Consider the following 15,267-nt stretch of genomic DNA (forward strand, 5'->3'; position numbering starts at 1 on the left):
GCCCGCCAGATCGCACGGGTCACGGCTCCATCCGGGTCACTCCGCATGTCGGCGCCAGCTTGGCCGAGCGCGTCAGGGACAGCCGTCGCAGCCTCAGAACTGCCCGAAGCCTGCCGGCAGACTTTAGAACCGTTCCAAACACCTTGACCCTGTGCCGGCCCGTGAGCATATTTGCAGGTAACCGAGAAAGGGCCGCCACATGTTCATCCAGACCGAATCGACGCCCAACCCCGCGACGTTGAAATTCCTGCCCGGGCAGACCGTGCTCGACGCCGGCACTGCCGATTTCCCCTCGCCCGAGGGCGCCGGCGCCTCGCCGCTGGCCACCCGCCTGTTCGACGTGCCCGGCGTGCGCGGCGTGTTCTTCGGCAACGACTTCGTCACCGTGACGAAGGCCGACGACACCGACTGGGACCACGTCAAGCCGGCGATCCTCGGCGCGATCATGGAGCATTTCCAGTCCGGCCAGCCGGTCATGGCCGATGGCGCCATGGACACGTCCGGCGGCGGTCACGCCGACCATGACGGCGAGGACGGCGAGATCGTCGGCCAGATCAAGGAGCTGCTCGACACCCGCGTGCGCCCGGCGGTGGCGCAGGACGGCGGCGACATCACTTTCCACGGGTTCGAGCGGGGCGTCGTCTACCTGCACATGCAGGGCGCCTGTGCCGGCTGCCCGTCCTCGACGCTGACGCTCAAGATGGGCATCGAGAATCTCCTGCGTCACTACATCCCCGAGGTGACCGAGGTGCGCCCGATCGGTGTCTGATCCTCTGATCCTCGGCTTCGACACATCGGCCGCGCATTGCGCGGCCGCTTTGCTGTCGGGCGACCGCATCCTCGCCGCGCGCGGCGAGGAGATGGCGCGCGGGCAGGCCGAACGCCTCATGCCGCTTCTCGAAGAAGTGCTCGACGAGGGCGGCGCCACATGGGCCGACCTTGCACGGATCGGTGTCGGCGTCGGGCCGGGTAACTTCACCGGAATCCGCATATCGGTGGCCACCGCGCGCGGCCTCGCCTTCGCGCTGGAGATCCCCGCGATCGGCGTCTCGACGCTTGACGCGACGGACGGCCCCTGCCCCGTCGTGCCCGCCCCGCGCGACATGGCCTATGCGAGAACGCCCGGCAGGGCGGTGGAGCTCCTCCCCCGCGTGGACCTGCCGGCCGAGGTCACCTGGCCGCCGGCGCCGGAGGCGCTCGCCGCCGCCATCGCCCGCCGCGCCCAGGGCGCCGTCCCAGGCGCGCCGCCGGCACCGCTCTATGTCCGGCCCGCCGACGCCGCTCCGGCGCGAGACGCCCCGCCCCGAATTCTCGATGAAGCCTGAGGACATGGCCGCGCTGATGGCGCGCGCATACCGCCACCAGGCTCCCTGGGGCGCCGCCGACATCGCCGCGCTGAGCGCCCGTCCGGTGACGAGACTGATTGGCGCGCCCGAAGGCTTCCTGATCGCGCAAGTGGTCGCAGACGAGGCGGAGATCCTCGCGCTCGCGACCGATCCGGCCGCACAACGCCAGGGCGTGGCCTCCGACCTGCTCACCCAGTTCCACACCCTATGCGCCTCCGAAGGCGTGACCCGCGCCGTCCTCGACGTCGCACACGACAACGATCCGGCCCTGGCGCTCTACACCCGCTTCGGCTACGCCGAGACCGCGCGGCGCGCCGGCTACTATCGCCGGCCGGACGGCAGCCGCGCCGATGCGCTGCTCATGGCGCGCGCGATCCGCCCCGATAACGCCGCGTCGCCCGCCTAGCCGCCCGCGAACACGGGAAAAACCGGTTGACCCCCTCGGGCCGGTCGGTCCTAAATCGTGGCGAGATCGCTTCGATCCAAAGGGACGCAGGGGACGAACCCCCGCCCCGCACCACGTTTCAGGGAGCCCCGCGCATGACCGTTCTGAAATCCCTCCTTGGCGCCTCCGCCGCGCTGGCGCTGTCCACAGGCGCCGCGCTCGCCGATCCGGCGCTGATCTACGATCTCGGCGGCAAGTTCGACAAATCGTTCAACGAGGCCGCGTTCAACGGCGCCGAGCAATGGGCCGAGGAAACCGGCGGCAATTACCGCGACATCGAACTGCAATCCGAGGCGCAGCGCGAACAGGCCCTGCGCCGCTTCGCCGAAGCCGGCTTCAACCCCGTCATCACCACCGGCTTCTCCATGTCGACGCCGATCGACAACGTCGCGGGCGACTATCCAGACACCAAGTTCGTGACCATCGACGGCTATGTCGACCCCGAGGAACACCCGAACGTGAAGTCGATCTCCTTCGCGGAGGAGCAGGGCTCCTACCTCGTGGGAATGCTGGCTGCGATGGCGTCCGAGACCGGCACAGTATCCTTCGTCGGCGGCATGGACATCCCGCTGATCCGCGCCTTCGCCTGCGGCTATGCCCAGGGCGCCAAGGCGGTGAACGAGGACATCGAGGTCATCGCCAACATGACCGGCACGACGCCCGCGGCCTGGAACGACCCGGTGAAGGGGTCCGAGCTGACCAACGCGCAGATCTCCCAGGGCTCCGACGTGGTCTTCGCCGCCGCCGGCGGCACCGGCATCGGCGTTCTGCAGACCGCCGCGGACGAGGACATCCTGTCCATCGGCGTCGACAGCAACCAGAACCACCTGCATCCCGGCCAGGTCCTGACCTCCATGCTCAAGCGCGTGGACGTCGCCACCTACGAGGCGATGCAGGCGGGCGAAGACCTCGACACCGGGACCGAGCGGCTGACGCTCGAGGATGACGGCGTCGGCTACGCGCTCGACGAGAACAACCGCGATCTCATCACCGACGAGATGCAGGAACGCGTCGACGAGGCGCGCCAGGCGATCATCGACGGCGAGGTCGAGGTGCACGACTACCGCTCCGACGACAGCTGCCCGGCCCTGTCGTTCTGAGCCCGGACGGGCGGCCGCCGCGCCGCCCGGCGCCGATCCCGGGGCCGCGTGGCGCGCGGCCCCGCCCCCGCATCCCGCGAGGCCCCCTACGCCCATGACCGACCCCGCCATCGAACTCAAAGGCATCTCGAAGGCCTTCGGACCGGTCCAGGCCAACAAGGACATCTCCATCCGCGTGATGCCGGGCACGATCCACGGCATCATCGGCGAGAACGGCGCCGGCAAGTCGACGCTGATGTCCATCCTCTACGGCTTCTACGCCGCCGACGCGGGTGAGATCTGGGTCAAGGGCCAGCGCACGCAGATCCCCGACAGCCAGGCCGCGATCCGCGCCGGCATCGGCATGGTCTTCCAGCACTTCAAGCTGGTGCAGAATTTCACGGTGCTGGAAAACGTCATCCTCGGCGCCGAGGACGGCGGCCTGCTGAAACCCTCGCTCGCCAAGGCGCGCGGCGCGCTGAAAAGCCTCGCCGAGGAATACGAGCTGTCGGTCGACCCCGACACCCAGGTCCAGCACCTGTCGGTCGGCCACCAGCAGCGGGTCGAGATCCTGAAAGCGCTCTACCGCGAGGCCGATATCCTGATCCTCGACGAGCCCACCGGCGTGCTCACCCCCGCCGAGGCCGACCACCTCTTCCGCATCCTCGATAACCTGCGGGCCGAGGGGAAGACGATCATCCTCATCACCCACAAGCTGCGCGAGATCATGGAGATCACCGATACGGTGAGCGTGATGCGCCGCGGCGAGATGACGGCCACCGTCAAGACCGCCGAGACGAGCCCCGAGGAGCTGGCCGAGCTCATGGTCGGCCGCAAGGTGCTCTTGCGCGTCGACAAGGCGCCGGCGCAGCCCAAGGCGCCGGTCCTTCAGATCGAGGACCTGCGCCATGTCGACGGCCAGGGGGTCGAACGGCTGCGCGGCATCTCGCTGGAGGTCCGCGCCGGCGAGATCCTCGGCCTCGCCGGTGTCGCCGGCAACGGCCAGTCGGAGCTTCTGAACGTCCTCGGCGGCTACGCGGACGCGACGGGCACGGTGCGCGTGAACGGCAAGGATATCCCGCTCTCGGGCGCCGGCTGCGACGGCATGGCCCGACGCGGCGCCGGCATCGCGCACGTCCCCGAGGATCGCCAGCGCGAGGGCCTCATCATGCCCTACACGGCGTGGGAGAATACCGTCTTCGGCTACCACCGCGACCCGGCGATCCAGTCCGGCGTCCTGATGAACAACGCCGCCATCCGCGAAGAGGCCGGCGCCAAGATGCAGCGCTTCGACGTGCGCCCGCCGAACCCCGACCTCGCGGCGCGCAACTTCTCGGGCGGCAACCAGCAGAAGATCGTCCTCGCGCGCGAGATCGAGCGCAATCCGGACGTCCTGCTGATCGGCCAGCCCACCCGCGGCGTCGACATCGGCGCCATCGAGTTCATTCACCAGCAGATCGTGCGCCTGCGCGACGAGGGCAAGGCGATCCTGCTGGTGTCGGTTGAACTCGACGAAATCTTCGCGCTGTCGGACCGCATCGCGGTGATGTTCGACGGCCGCGTCATGGGCACCCGCGACGCCGCCGACACCGACCAGCGCGAACTGGGCCTCCTGATGGCCGGCATCACCGAGGATCCCGGCGGCGACGCCTTCGAGGCCGTCGACGCCGCGCTCGAACGCAAGGACCGCCGGGAGGCCGTGCATGGATAAGCTGCCCCCCTGGGCCGACGCGGTGCTGGTGCCGCTGATCTCGCTCCTGCTTGCCGCCGCGCTGTCGGCGCTCGTGATCCTCGGCATCGGCGAGAACCCGGTGGACGCCTTCACGCTCATGGTCGAGGGCGCGCTCCTGCGCTCCGCCGGCTGGGGCTACACCCTCTATTACGCGACCAACTTCATTTTCACCGGCCTCGCGGTGTCGGTCGCCTTCCACGCCAGGCTCTTCAACATCGGCGGCGAGGGGCAGGCGATGATCGGCGGCCTCGGCGTCGCGCTCGTCTGCCTCTACCTGCCCTGGCCGCACTGGACGCTGGCGCTCGTCGCGGCCTCGATCGCCGCGGCGATCTTCGGCGCGGCCTGGGCGTTCATCCCGGCCTATCTTCAGGCGAAACGCGGCAGCCACATCGTGATCACCACGATCATGTTCAACTTCATCGCCGCGGCGCTGCTGAACTATCTTCTCGTGAACCTGATGAAGCCCGCGGGCCAGCAGGACCCGGCCACGGCGATCTTCCCCGCCGCCACCCACCTGCCCACCTTCCAGGACATGTTCGCGGCAGAGGCGAACCCGCTGTTCCGCGGGGCGCCGGGCAACGTGACGTTCTTTCTCGCCATAGCCGCCTGCGTCTTCGTCTGGCTGCTGATCTGGCGCACGCGCCTCGGCTACGAGATCCGGGCGCTGGGCCATTCCGAAAGCGCCGCGCGCTATGCCGGCATTTCCCCTGTAAAGACGATCGTGGTTGCGATGCTGATCTCGGGCGGGCTCGCCGGGCTCATGGGCGTCAACACCGCCATGGGCGAGGCCGAGCGGCTGGTGATGAACTCCACCGAAGGTGCCGGCTTCATCGGCATCGCGGTGGCGCTGATGGGCCGCAATCACCCGGTCGGCGTCTTTCTCGCCGCGATCCTCTTCGGCTTTCTCTACCAGGGCGGGGCGGAACTCGCGCTCTGGACCAATATCCCGCGCGAGCTGATCGTGGTGATCCAGGCGCTGGTGATCCTGTTCACCGGCGCGCTCGACAACATGGTACGGATACCGCTCGCGCGCCTCTTCGCCCGCGGCCGGAGGGCCCGCTGATGGATTTCGCGACGGTCCTGCAGGTCCTCGATTCGACCGTCCGGCTGGCCACCCCGCTGCTCTTCGCCTGTCTCGCGGGGCTGTTTTCCGAACGCGCCGGGGTCATCGACATCGGCCTTGAAGGCAAGATGCTGATCTCGGCCTTCTTCTCGGCGGCCGTCGCGGCGGCAACCGGGTCGGTGTGGCTGGGCCTCCTCGCCGGCATCGTCTCCTCGGTGATGCTCAGCCTCGTGCACGGGCTCGCGTCGATCACCTTCCGCGGCAACCAGCTCATCTCGGGCGTGGCGATCAACTTCCTTGCCGCGGGCCTGACGGTGCTGATCGCGCAGGACTGGTTCGGCCAGGGCGGACGCACGCCCTCGCTTATCGGCCAGGGCCGCTGGGGCAACATCACCCTGCCCTTCGCCAATGCGCTCTCGGACGTGCCGGTCCTCGGCCCGCTCTATGCGCAACTGATTTCGGGCCATTCGCTGCTGGTCTATCTGGGCCTGCTGACCGTACCGCTCACCTGGTGGATCCTCTTTCGCACCCGCTTCGGCCTGCGCCTGCGCGCCGTGGGGGAGGCGCCCGAGGCTGTTGATACCGCCGGCATCTCGGTCACCGGCCTGCGCTTCGCGGCCGTGGCGATCTGCGGGCTCCTGTGCGGGCTCGCCGGCTCCTACCTCGCCACCGGGCTGCAGGCCGGCTTCGTCCGGGACATGACCGCAGGGCGCGGCTACATCGCGCTCGCGGCGCTCATCTTCGCCAAGTGGCGGCCGTGGTACGCGCTGATGGCCTGCCTGCTCTTCGGTCTCCTGCAGGCGGTGGCCTTGCGCTATCAGAACATCGACCTTGGCGGCCTCACGATCCCGGTTCAGCTCATGGACGCCCTGCCCTACATCCTCACGGTGGTCATCCTCGCCGGCTTCGTCGGCAAGGCGATTCCCCCCCGCGCCGGTGGCGAGCCCTACGTCAAGGAACGCTGACCGCCCGGCGTCCCAAGCCGAAGGCGCGCCCCGCTTCTTTGGGCCGCAAATACTCCGGGGAGCGCGAGGGGCCGGCCCCTCGCTCCCGTCCGTACCGGGACGCGCGCCATGCGGCACGGGGACGACAATCGCAAGCGGGCCCTGCCCCGGAAACGCGATCGCCCAGCCGGCTGCGCGCCGCCCGCCACAGACGCGGCCCTGCGGCATCACTCAGCCCGCCGACCCGTTGCCAATTCCCGCGCGCTTGCGCACTCTTCGCCCATGCAGCTCTACCTCCCCATCGCCGAGGTCTCGGTCTCGCTCTTCCTGCTCCTCGGTCTCGGCGTGATGGTGGGAATCCTGTCGGGCATGTTCGGCGTCGGCGGCGGTTTCCTGATCACGCCGCTGCTGTTCTTTCTCGGCATCCCGCCCGCCGTCGCCGTCGCCACCGGCGCCAACCAGATCGTCGCGAGCTCCGTTTCGGCCGTGCTCGCCCATCTCAGGCGGCGAACGGTCGATCTGCGGATGGGCACGGTGCTGCTGATCGGCGGTCTCGGCGGCTCCGCGCTCGGCGTCTGGCTCTTCAACGCGCTGAAGGCGGCCGGGCAGGTCGATCTGCTGGTGCGGCTCTGCTACGTCGTCTTCCTCGGCATCATCGGCGGGCTGATGCTGGCAGAGAGCATCCGCGCCCTGCGCAGCGCCTCGCGGGGGGCGGCGCCGAAGCGGCGCCAGCACGGCTGGGTGCACGGGCTGCCCTTCAAGATGCGCTTCCGCGCCTCGGGCCTCTACATATCCGCGATCCCGCCGCTTCTCGTCGGCGCCTCGGTCGGGGTGCTGGCCGCGATCATGGGGGTCGGCGGCGGCTTCATCATGGTGCCCGCGATGATCTACCTTCTGGGCATGCCCACCAAGGTCGTCATCGGCACATCGCTCTTCCAGATCATCTTCGTGACCGGCTTCACCACGGTTCTGCACGCCGTCACCACCCAGACCGTCGACATCTTCCTGGCGCTCGCGCTGATCACCGGCGGCGTCGTCGGCGCGCAGATCGGCGCAGCCATGGGCGCCCGGCTCCGCGCCGAACAGCTGCGCATCCTGCTCGCGCTCCTCGTCGTCGGGGTCTGCATCAAGCTGGGGCTGGATCTCGTGCTGACCCCGTCCGAACTCTTCGTGATCAGCCAGGAAGGCGCGCCGACATGATCGCGCGCCGCATCCTCGCCGCCCTCGCCCTGGCCCTTCTCGCCGCCGGCTGGGCCACCGCCCAGCCGGAAACCGACGCCGCGCCGCCGCCGGCCGAGGAGGCGCCGGCCGGCGCCGAGGAGGTCGCCCCGGCAGACGAGGCCCCCGCCCTCGCGCCCACCACTGCACAAGAGGAGGTCGTGCTCGGCCTCAGTCAGGACAGCGTCTCCATCTCCACCGATTTCGACGGCTCGGAGATCCTCGTCTACGGCGCCGTGAAGCGCGAGATCCCCATTCCCGCCGACCCGCCGCTCGAGGTCGTGGTCACCGTGTCCGGCCCATTCGTGCCGGTCACGGTCTACCGCAAGGAACGGCGCTTCGGGATCTGGGTCAACGCCGACGCAGTGGAAATCGACCTCGCCCCGTCGTTCTACGCCGTCGCCACGTCCGGTCCCTTCGGGTCGGTCATGTCGAACGTGGAGGACCTGCGCCACAGCGTCTCGGTTCCGCGCGCCATCCGATCCGTCGGCGCGCCGATGAACGTGGACAATGCGCAGGCGTTTTCAGAGGCCGTGATCCGCATCCGCAGCGACAGCGGCCTCTACCAGCGCCTCGAAGGCGCCGTCGACGTGCGCGAGGAGACTTTGTTCGCCACCCGGATCCGCCTGCCCGCCAACCTGACCGAGGGCGCCTATGCCACGCGCATCTTTCTCACCCGCGGCGGCCGCGTGGTCAGCCAGACCGAACGGGTGATCGACGTGCGCAAGGTCGGGCTGGAGCGCTGGCTCTACAACCTCTCGCGCGATCTGCCGCTGGCCTATGGCCTTCTGTCCCTGACGCTCGCCATCGCGGCGGGCTGGGGCGCCTCCACCGCCTTTCGCCTGATCCGGAACTGACCCCATGTCCCGCACGCCGCCGCCCGCCCGCGCCGAGTTCGCCGCCTTCCTGCCGGTCCAGACCCGCTGGGCCGACAACGACGAATACGGCCACATGAACAACGCGACCTATTACGCGATCTTCGACAACGTCATCTCGCTCTGGCAGATGCGGCAGGGGATCGAGATCCGCGGCCCGGGCGCCATCCGTTTCGTCGTGGTCGAGAACGGCTGCATCTACTTCCGCGAGGTCGGCTTTCCCGACGCGCTCGAGGCCGGGCTCAGGCTGGCGAAGATCGGCACGTCGTCCTACCGGATCGAGGTCGCGCTCTTCCGCGAGGGCGAGGACGAGGCCGCCACGCTCGGCTTCTTCCAGAACGTGCTGACGGACGAAAAAGGCCGCCCGAGACCGATCCCGGACGACCTGCGCGACGTGCTTGGGCGGCTGTCGCCCTGATCAGTCGTCCGCGTCTTCGAATTCCGGCGCATCGTCGAGCTGCTGCTCGTTCAGCCGCGTGACGATGGTGATGGTCTCGTCCTCGGGCGACCGGGCGAGGCGCAGGTCGCTCAGCGGGATCATCACCGTCTTCTCGCCGATGCCGAGGAACCCGCCGATATCGGTGGTGATGCCCTGCACCATGCCCGCGTCGTCCAGCAGGATTTCCTCGACCGAGCCGATCTCGCTCAGTCCCGCCATGATCGGCTGCAACGGCTGGTCGCCCTCCCAGGTCTCGGCGTCGTAATCGCCCTCGAGCGACACGATCCGTGCCTCCTGGATCATCGTCGCGGTGATGTAGGGCGCCTGGTCGGGCTCGGCGCCCGCCTGCGGGTCCGTCTGGGCGTCGGCCTGGGCGGCGGGTTCGTCCGTCTGCGTGTCGGACCCGGTGTCCTGGGCGGCGGCCGGCAGCGCCAGGGCGGCAGCCACGAGCGCGGCGAGAGAGGTGCGGAACATGTTTTCCCCTTCGTTCGAATACAGTGGCTGCGGCCTTGCAACCTTCCAAGCTCAACCTCCCCTCGCCCGCTCGGTTCCCGGCAAAGAGTCGCCGGCGTTTCCGGCGGCCCGCCGCGCGCCTCTTGGCTCATGGTCCATCTTGCCTTGATCCGAAATCCCCGCATGATCGCAAGATGGCGCCCCTGCGCGCCCGGCCGGGAGCTCCGCACATGAAAACCCTGATGCACTTCACCCTCGCCCTGTCGCTGGCCCTGCCGGTGACGGCCGTCGCGCAAGAGGTCCGCGAGGTCCACTTCGGCGCCGGCAATTTCGGCACGATGATCGAAGGTACGATCACCGGACACGACTATCTCGACTACCGCCTGGGCGCCGGCGCCGGGCAGCAGATGTTCGTCGAACTTGCGGTGACGCGCAGCGACGGCTTCGGCAACGTGAACTTCAACGTCATGCCGCCGGGCGCGGAATGGGAGGTGATCTACATCTCGTCCAACGACGGCAACAGCGCCACTGTCGACCTGCCCGAAGACGGCACCTACACGATCCGGGTCTATCATCTCGGCAACGACGAGGACGCCGGCGCGACCTCGGCCTTCACGCTCGATCTGTCGATCCAGTAGAGCCCCCGCGGGACGGCGGGCGGGGCGACGGCCTTCAGGCCGAGCGCCGTCCGGCGTCACCCGCCCTCGTTGAAATGCGCGTAGATGCGTTCGGCCAGCGCAGCCGAGACGCCCTCGACCGCCTTCAGATCGGCGAGGTTCGCCCGGCCCACCGCCTTGGCCGATCCGAAATGCTGCAAGAGCGCCCGCTTGCGCGAGGCGCCCACCCCGGCGATCTCGTCCAGCGGATTGGCCGACACCGCCTTCGACCGCTTCGCCCGGTGCGAGCCGATGGCGAAGCGGTGCGCCTCGTCCCGCAGCCGCTGTACGAAATACAGAACCGGGTCGTTGCGCCGGAGCGCGAAGGGCCGCTGGCCGAAACGGTGGAACTCCTCCTTGCCGTGATCGCGGTCGACCCCCTTGGCGACGCCGATCATCGCCACGTCCTCGACGCCGAGCTCGGCCAGGATCTCGTGCACCGCGCTCACCTGACCTTGCCCGCCGTCGATCAGCAGGAGATCGGGCCACAGCCCCTTGTCGCGATCCGGGTCCTCTTTCAGGAGACGCTTGAAGCGCCGGGTCAGCACCTCCTTCATCATTCCGAAATCGTCGCCGGGTGTCAGTTCCTCGCCCTTGATGTTGAACTTGCGGTACTGGTTCTTGAGGTAGCCCTCCGGCCCCGCGACGATCATCGCGCCCACCGCGTGCGCCCCCTGGATGTGGGAGTTGTCGTAGACCTCGATCCGCTCCGGCACCGTCTCCAGCCCGAAGGCCTCCGCCAGCCCGCGCAGGAGCTTTCCCTGCGCCGCGCTCTCGGCCATCTTCCGCCCGAGGCTCTCGCGCGCATTGCGCAGTGCGCCCTCGACCAGCTCGGCCTTCTCGCCCCGCCGCGGCACGGCGATCTCGACCTTGCGGCCCTTCTTCTCGGTCAGAAGCTCGGTCATCAGGTCCGGGCTCTCGATCTCGTGGCTCAGCAGAAGCAGGCGCGGCGGCTCCTTGGTGTCGTAGAACTGGCCGATGAAGGCCTCCAGCACCTCGGAGGCCTCCACGTCCTCGCCCACGCGGGGGTAGAAGTCGCGGTTGCCCCAGTTCTGGTTGGCCCGGATGAAGAAGACCTGCACGCAGGCCTGCCCGCCCTCCATGTGCAACGCCAGGATGTCGGCCTCGGTCACGCCGCGCGGGTTGATGCCTTGCGCGCTCTGCACCTGGGTCAGCGCGCGGATGCGGTCGCGCAGCGCTGCCGCGCGCTCGAACTCCATCGCCGCGGAGGCCTCCTGCATCGACGCGGCCAGCGTCTCCTGGATCTTGGTGTCCCGGCCCGAAAGGAAGCGTTCGGCGTCGTTCACGCTCGCGGCGTAGTCCGCCTCCGAGATCTTGCCGACGCAGGGCGCGCTGCACCGCTTAATCTGGTGCAGAAGGCAGGGCCGCGTGCGCGTCTCGAACACCGAATCCGAGCAGCTGCGCAGGAGGAACACCTTCTGGAGCTGGTTGAGCGTGCGGTTCACCGCCCCGGCGCTGGCGAAGGGGCCGTAATAGGCGCCCTTCTCCTTCTTCGCGCCGCGGTGCTTCTTGATCTGCGGATAGCCGTGATCGCCGGTCACAAGGATGTTCGGGAACGACTTGTCGTCGCGCAGCAGGACATTGAACTTGGGCTTGAGCTGCTTGATCAGGTTCTGTTCGAGCAGCAGCGCCTCGGTCTCGGTCCGCGTCGTGAGGAACATCATCGACGCGGTCTCGCGGATCATCCGGGCGATGCGCGGCGTGTGGCCCGTGGGCCTGGCATAGCTCGACACCCGCGCCTTGAGGTTGCGCGCCTTGCCGACATACAGCACGCGGCTCTGGGCATCGAGCATGCGGTAGACACCGGGCCGGGTCTCCAGCGTCCTCAGGTAGCCCTGAATGACCCCGTGCCCGGTCGGCGCCGGCGCCGTTGAGGTCGTTTCTTTCCCTGTTTCCGTTTCGTCCGTCATGTCCTTTCGCGCGGGTCCCCGCCCCATACGTTCCATCCCGAAGCGCCAATTGCGACGGCTTCGATTCGCGGTTTTCGCACCCCAAGTTCGCCCGATCTTTCAAGCCTGAAGAGATCCACCGAAACTGTGGACAAGTCTGAGGGAAACTCCGTCTGAGACCCGAAATCCCCTTGCATACTTGGCCATCCGTTACATTGCTCAATAATTGGGCGCTTTACTAACCCATTGAAAGAATTCATCAAAAAAATGGACTCTGAATAAGCTACTGTTTTTGTTAACGGTTCTGTGACACTTGGATGACGCATGTCGCACCGGTGCACAACTTTCCCCGGCGTCACTCGACGCCGACCACATCCGGGGTCTGCCAGGCCAGGTGCTGGCCCCCGTCGACACAGATCATCTGCCCCGTCACCGCCCGCGCATCGAGGATGTATCCCAGCGCCGCGGTTATGTCGGTCTCGTTCGCGCCGCGCTCCAGGATCGTGGCAGCGCGCTGCGCGGCAAAGTGCTCCGCGCTCTGGTCGGGGCCCTGCAGCGTGGGGCCGGGGCCGATGCCGTTGACCCGCACCCGCGGGGCGAGGCCCTGCGCCGCCGTCTGCGTGAAGGCCCAGAGCCCCATCTTGGCGATCGTGTAAGTCATGAAGTGTGGCGTCAGCTTGCGCACCCGCTGGTCGATCATGTTCACCACGACGCCCTGCGCCTCCGGCTCGCCTCGCTCGTCCGGCTCCGGGTCCGGCACCTGCGCCGCAAGCGCCTGGGTCAGCACGAAGGGCGCGCGCAGGTTGCTGCCGAGATGCCGGTCCCAGCCGTCACGGGTGGCATCCTCGATCGTGTCGTGCTCAAAGATCGAGGCGTTGTTGACCAGCCGCGTGATCGGCCCGCCCAGCCCTGCCGCCGCGCGCGGCAGAAGCGCCGCGGTCTCCGCCTCGTCCAGCAGGTCGGCCTGCAGCGTGACCGCCGCCTGGCCCTTCTCGCGCACCAGCGCCGCGACCTCCTCGGCTGCGTCGGCGGATCCGCCGTAATGCACCGCCACGTCGCAGCCCCGATCGGCGAGGTAGAGCGCCATGGCGCGGCCCAGACGGCGCCCGCCGCCGGTCACCAGTGCACGATGCCGAATGTCGCTCATGCCTTCCTCCTCAGCCCAGGACGGTGACCACATAAAGCACGTAGGCCGCCGACAGCGCGATGCCCACCGGCCGCGTCATGTTGAACCGGAAGAAGACGAACGGAAGCAGCAGCACCGACGACGCCAGCATCACCCACAGATCGAAGCGCAGGAACTCGGCGTCGACCTCCATCGGCGCGATCAGGGCGGCAACGCCGATGATCGCGAGGAGGTTGAACATGTTCGACCCGATCACGTTGCCGAGCGCCACGTCCGCCTGCCGCCGCAAGGCCGCCGACACCGTCGTTGCCAGCTCGGGCAACGATGTGCCCACGGCCACCAGCGTCAGGCCGATCACCGTGTCCGACACGCCGAAGCGCTGCGCAATCTCGGTCGCGCTATCGACCAGCAGGTCCGCGCCCAGAGGCAGACCACCGAGGCCGAGCACGAGATAGAGGATGATCTTCCACCACGCCATCTCGGGGTCCGCGCCCTCGACGTCCTCTTCCTCGGGCACGGTCTCGCCCTTGCGACGGTGCTGGCGCGCCTCCCAGAAGTTCTCGGCCAGGATGGCAAAGAGCGCGGCCAGCAGGACCAGCCCGGAAATCCAGTCGAAGGTGCCCCGGAAGGCCAGCCCGATGAACAGGATCGAGGCGCCGAGCATGATGACATAGCTCTTGCGGGTGTCGCACTCGGACGTGTGCATGACCGCGAGGATGGCCGGAATGCCAAGCACCATCAGCACGTTGGCGGTATTCGACCCGACCACGTTGCCGAGCGCGATCCCCGGCACCCCGTCCAGCGCGGCGTTGACGGAGATCAGCAACTCCGGCGCCGATGTGCCGAAGGCGACGATGGTCAGCGACACGATCAGCGCCGGCACCCCGGCCCGGAGCGCGAGGTTCACCGCGCCCTTGACCAGCGCGTCGCCGGCCAGGAGCAGGATCACGAGCCCGAGCGCCGCGTAGAACCAGACCATCTCAGCCGCGCCCCTCGACCTTGCCGCAGGGGCACGGGCCCTTGCCGATCCGGTGGCGTCCGCAGTTCGGACACTTCTGCGGCCCGCGCAGCGCCTTCGGCATCCGCAGCTTGCCGAACATGCCCATCACGCCCATGAAGACGAGGAAGAGGATGACGATCTTCAGGATCACGTCAGAGGCCGTAGCGCGCGAAATCCGCGCGTTCCTCGACCGAAGCGAGCGCGTCCTGCGCGATCCCCGCGCCGAACCGGCTCAGCAGCGGCTTGCGCTGGTCGTAGCGGCGGAACCGCACCTTGTCGCCGAAGCGGGCTTTCATCGTCGGGACGAGGTGCCCGATCCCGTCGGCAAGCCCGACGTCGACCGCCCGGTCGCCGATCCAGATCTCGCCGTTGAACAGATCCTCGTTCTCCGAAAGCTTCGCGCCCCGCCGGTCGCGCACATGCCCGATGAAATTGCCGTGCAGCTGCTCCAGCCAGCGATTGAGCCGCGCGACGTCCTCCTCGCTTTCGGGGCGGAACGGGTCGAGCATGGATTTCGACGTGCCCGCCGTGTGCACGCGACGCTCAAACCCCTGCCGCTGCAGGAAGACATGCGCGCCGAACCCGGACGAGATGACGCCGATGGAACCCAGAATCGACGAATGATCGGCAAAGACCTCATCGGCAGCCGCGGCCAGCCAGTAGCCGCCGGAGGCCGCCACATCCTCCACGAAGGCGAAGACGGGAACCTTCTTTTCCTCTGCCAGCCGCCGGATGCGGGCGCCGATCAGCGCCGATTGCACCGGAGAGCCGCCGGGGGAGTTGATCTCGAGAGCGACCGCCACGGGCTTGCCGCGCGAGAACGCACGGTCGAGCTGCTGGGCGACGCTGCGATCGGAGATCGCGGTGCGGCCCATGCCGCCGATCGTGCCCTGAAGGCGGACGATCGACACGAGCGGGCCGGATTTCAGGAACGGCAGACGGAGCTTCATGCCGCGAGATGTAGAGGCCGGGTGCAGGACA

17 protein-coding genes are annotated in these 15,267 nt (G+C 68.4%); 11 read left to right on the top strand and 6 right to left on the bottom strand.

Annotation, left to right across the window (positions count from 1 at the left end):
- Nucleotides 1-199: 199 nt before the first annotated feature.
- The 10 genes from F3H57_RS07805 to F3H57_RS07850 all read left to right on the top strand — a co-directional run bounded on the left by F3H57_RS07805 (nt 200) and on the right by F3H57_RS07850 (nt 9,120).
- Nucleotides 200-769: a NifU family protein gene (locus F3H57_RS07805; RefSeq protein WP_149755349.1), complete on the top strand. Its 570-nt coding sequence runs from the start codon at nt 200-202 to the stop codon at nt 767-769.
- Nucleotides 762-1,325 carry a tRNA (adenosine(37)-N6)-threonylcarbamoyltransferase complex dimerization subunit type 1 TsaB gene (gene tsaB, locus F3H57_RS07810; protein WP_223163005.1) on the top strand — a complete coding sequence of 188 codons (564 nt, stop codon included), beginning with the start codon at nt 762-764 and terminating at the stop codon, nt 1,323-1,325. The genes F3H57_RS07805 and tsaB overlap by 8 nt, the downstream gene beginning before the upstream one ends.
- A gap of 4 nt (nt 1,326-1,329) precedes the next feature.
- Nucleotides 1,330-1,752: a GNAT family N-acetyltransferase gene (locus F3H57_RS07815; RefSeq protein ID WP_223163006.1), complete on the top strand. Its 423-nt coding sequence runs from the start codon at nt 1,330-1,332 to the stop codon at nt 1,750-1,752.
- Between the two features lie 134 nt (nt 1,753-1,886).
- Entirely contained in the window at nt 1,887-2,891 is a 1,005-nt protein-coding gene (locus tag F3H57_RS07820) for a BMP family lipoprotein (protein ID WP_149755351.1), read from the top strand.
- Nucleotides 2,892-2,985: 94 nt separating this feature from the next.
- Entirely contained in the window at nt 2,986-4,581 is a 1,596-nt protein-coding gene (locus F3H57_RS07825) for an ABC transporter ATP-binding protein (protein ID WP_149755352.1), read from the top strand.
- Nucleotides 4,574-5,665 carry an ABC transporter permease gene (locus F3H57_RS07830; protein WP_149755353.1) on the top strand — a complete coding sequence of 364 codons (1,092 nt, stop codon included), beginning with the start codon at nt 4,574-4,576 and terminating at the stop codon, nt 5,663-5,665. Before F3H57_RS07825 ends, F3H57_RS07830 begins: the two co-directional genes overlap by 8 nt.
- Entirely contained in the window at nt 5,665-6,630 is a 966-nt protein-coding gene (locus F3H57_RS07835; RefSeq protein WP_149755354.1) for an ABC transporter permease, read from the top strand. The genes F3H57_RS07830 and F3H57_RS07835 overlap by 1 nt, the downstream gene beginning before the upstream one ends.
- A gap of 261 nt (nt 6,631-6,891) precedes the next feature.
- A complete protein-coding gene (locus F3H57_RS07840) occupies nt 6,892-7,809 on the top strand; it encodes a sulfite exporter TauE/SafE family protein (protein WP_149755355.1) in 918 nt (305 codons plus the stop codon).
- Nucleotides 7,806-8,684 (top strand): TIGR02186 family protein, encoded by an 879-nt coding sequence (locus tag F3H57_RS07845; protein WP_149755356.1) that lies wholly within the window; start codon nt 7,806-7,808, stop codon nt 8,682-8,684. Before F3H57_RS07840 ends, F3H57_RS07845 begins: the two co-directional genes overlap by 4 nt.
- Nucleotides 8,685-8,688: 4 nt before the next feature.
- The gene (locus tag F3H57_RS07850) at nt 8,689-9,120 is read left to right on the top strand and encodes an acyl-CoA thioesterase (protein ID WP_149755357.1); all 432 of its coding nucleotides are present in this window, start codon (nt 8,689-8,691) and stop codon (nt 9,118-9,120) included.
- Here the strand turns inward: F3H57_RS07850 and F3H57_RS07855 are convergent, their stop codons facing one another.
- Nucleotides 9,121-9,615, bottom strand: a complete 495-nt coding sequence (locus F3H57_RS07855; protein ID WP_149755358.1) for a PRC-barrel domain-containing protein — start codon at nt 9,613-9,615, stop codon at nt 9,121-9,123.
- Nucleotides 9,616-9,824: 209 nt separating this feature from the next.
- On the opposite strand from F3H57_RS07855, the gene F3H57_RS07860 reads away from it, so the two are divergent.
- Nucleotides 9,825-10,232, top strand: coding sequence for a hypothetical protein (locus tag F3H57_RS07860; protein ID WP_149755359.1), 408 nt, complete (start codon nt 9,825-9,827; stop codon nt 10,230-10,232).
- Nucleotides 10,233-10,288: 56 nt separating this feature from the next.
- Here the strand turns inward: F3H57_RS07860 and uvrC are convergent, their stop codons facing one another.
- The 5 genes from uvrC to F3H57_RS07880 form a co-directional block, all read right to left on the bottom strand.
- Nucleotides 10,289-12,181: an excinuclease ABC subunit UvrC gene (gene uvrC, locus F3H57_RS07865; RefSeq protein ID WP_149755360.1), complete on the bottom strand. Its 1,893-nt coding sequence runs from the start codon at nt 12,179-12,181 to the stop codon at nt 10,289-10,291.
- Between the two features lie 334 nt (nt 12,182-12,515).
- Entirely contained in the window at nt 12,516-13,307 is a 792-nt protein-coding gene (locus F3H57_RS07870; RefSeq protein ID WP_149755361.1) for an SDR family oxidoreductase, read from the bottom strand.
- Between the two features lie 10 nt (nt 13,308-13,317).
- Nucleotides 13,318-14,265: a calcium/sodium antiporter gene (locus F3H57_RS07875; RefSeq protein WP_149755362.1), complete on the bottom strand. Its 948-nt coding sequence runs from the start codon at nt 14,263-14,265 to the stop codon at nt 13,318-13,320.
- 1 nt (nt 14,266) lies between these two features.
- The gene (locus F3H57_RS22140) at nt 14,267-14,437 is read right to left on the bottom strand and encodes a hypothetical protein (protein WP_188129630.1); all 171 of its coding nucleotides are present in this window, start codon (nt 14,435-14,437) and stop codon (nt 14,267-14,269) included.
- A 1-nt stretch (nt 14,438) separates the two neighbouring features.
- Nucleotides 14,439-15,236, bottom strand: a complete 798-nt coding sequence (locus tag F3H57_RS07880; protein ID WP_149755363.1) for a S49 family peptidase — start codon at nt 15,234-15,236, stop codon at nt 14,439-14,441.
- Nucleotides 15,237-15,267: the final 31 nt, after the last annotated feature.

This window comes from Roseivivax sediminis (assembly GCF_900112685.1).
GTDB lineage: Bacteria > Pseudomonadota > Alphaproteobacteria > Rhodobacterales > Rhodobacteraceae > Roseivivax > Roseivivax sediminis.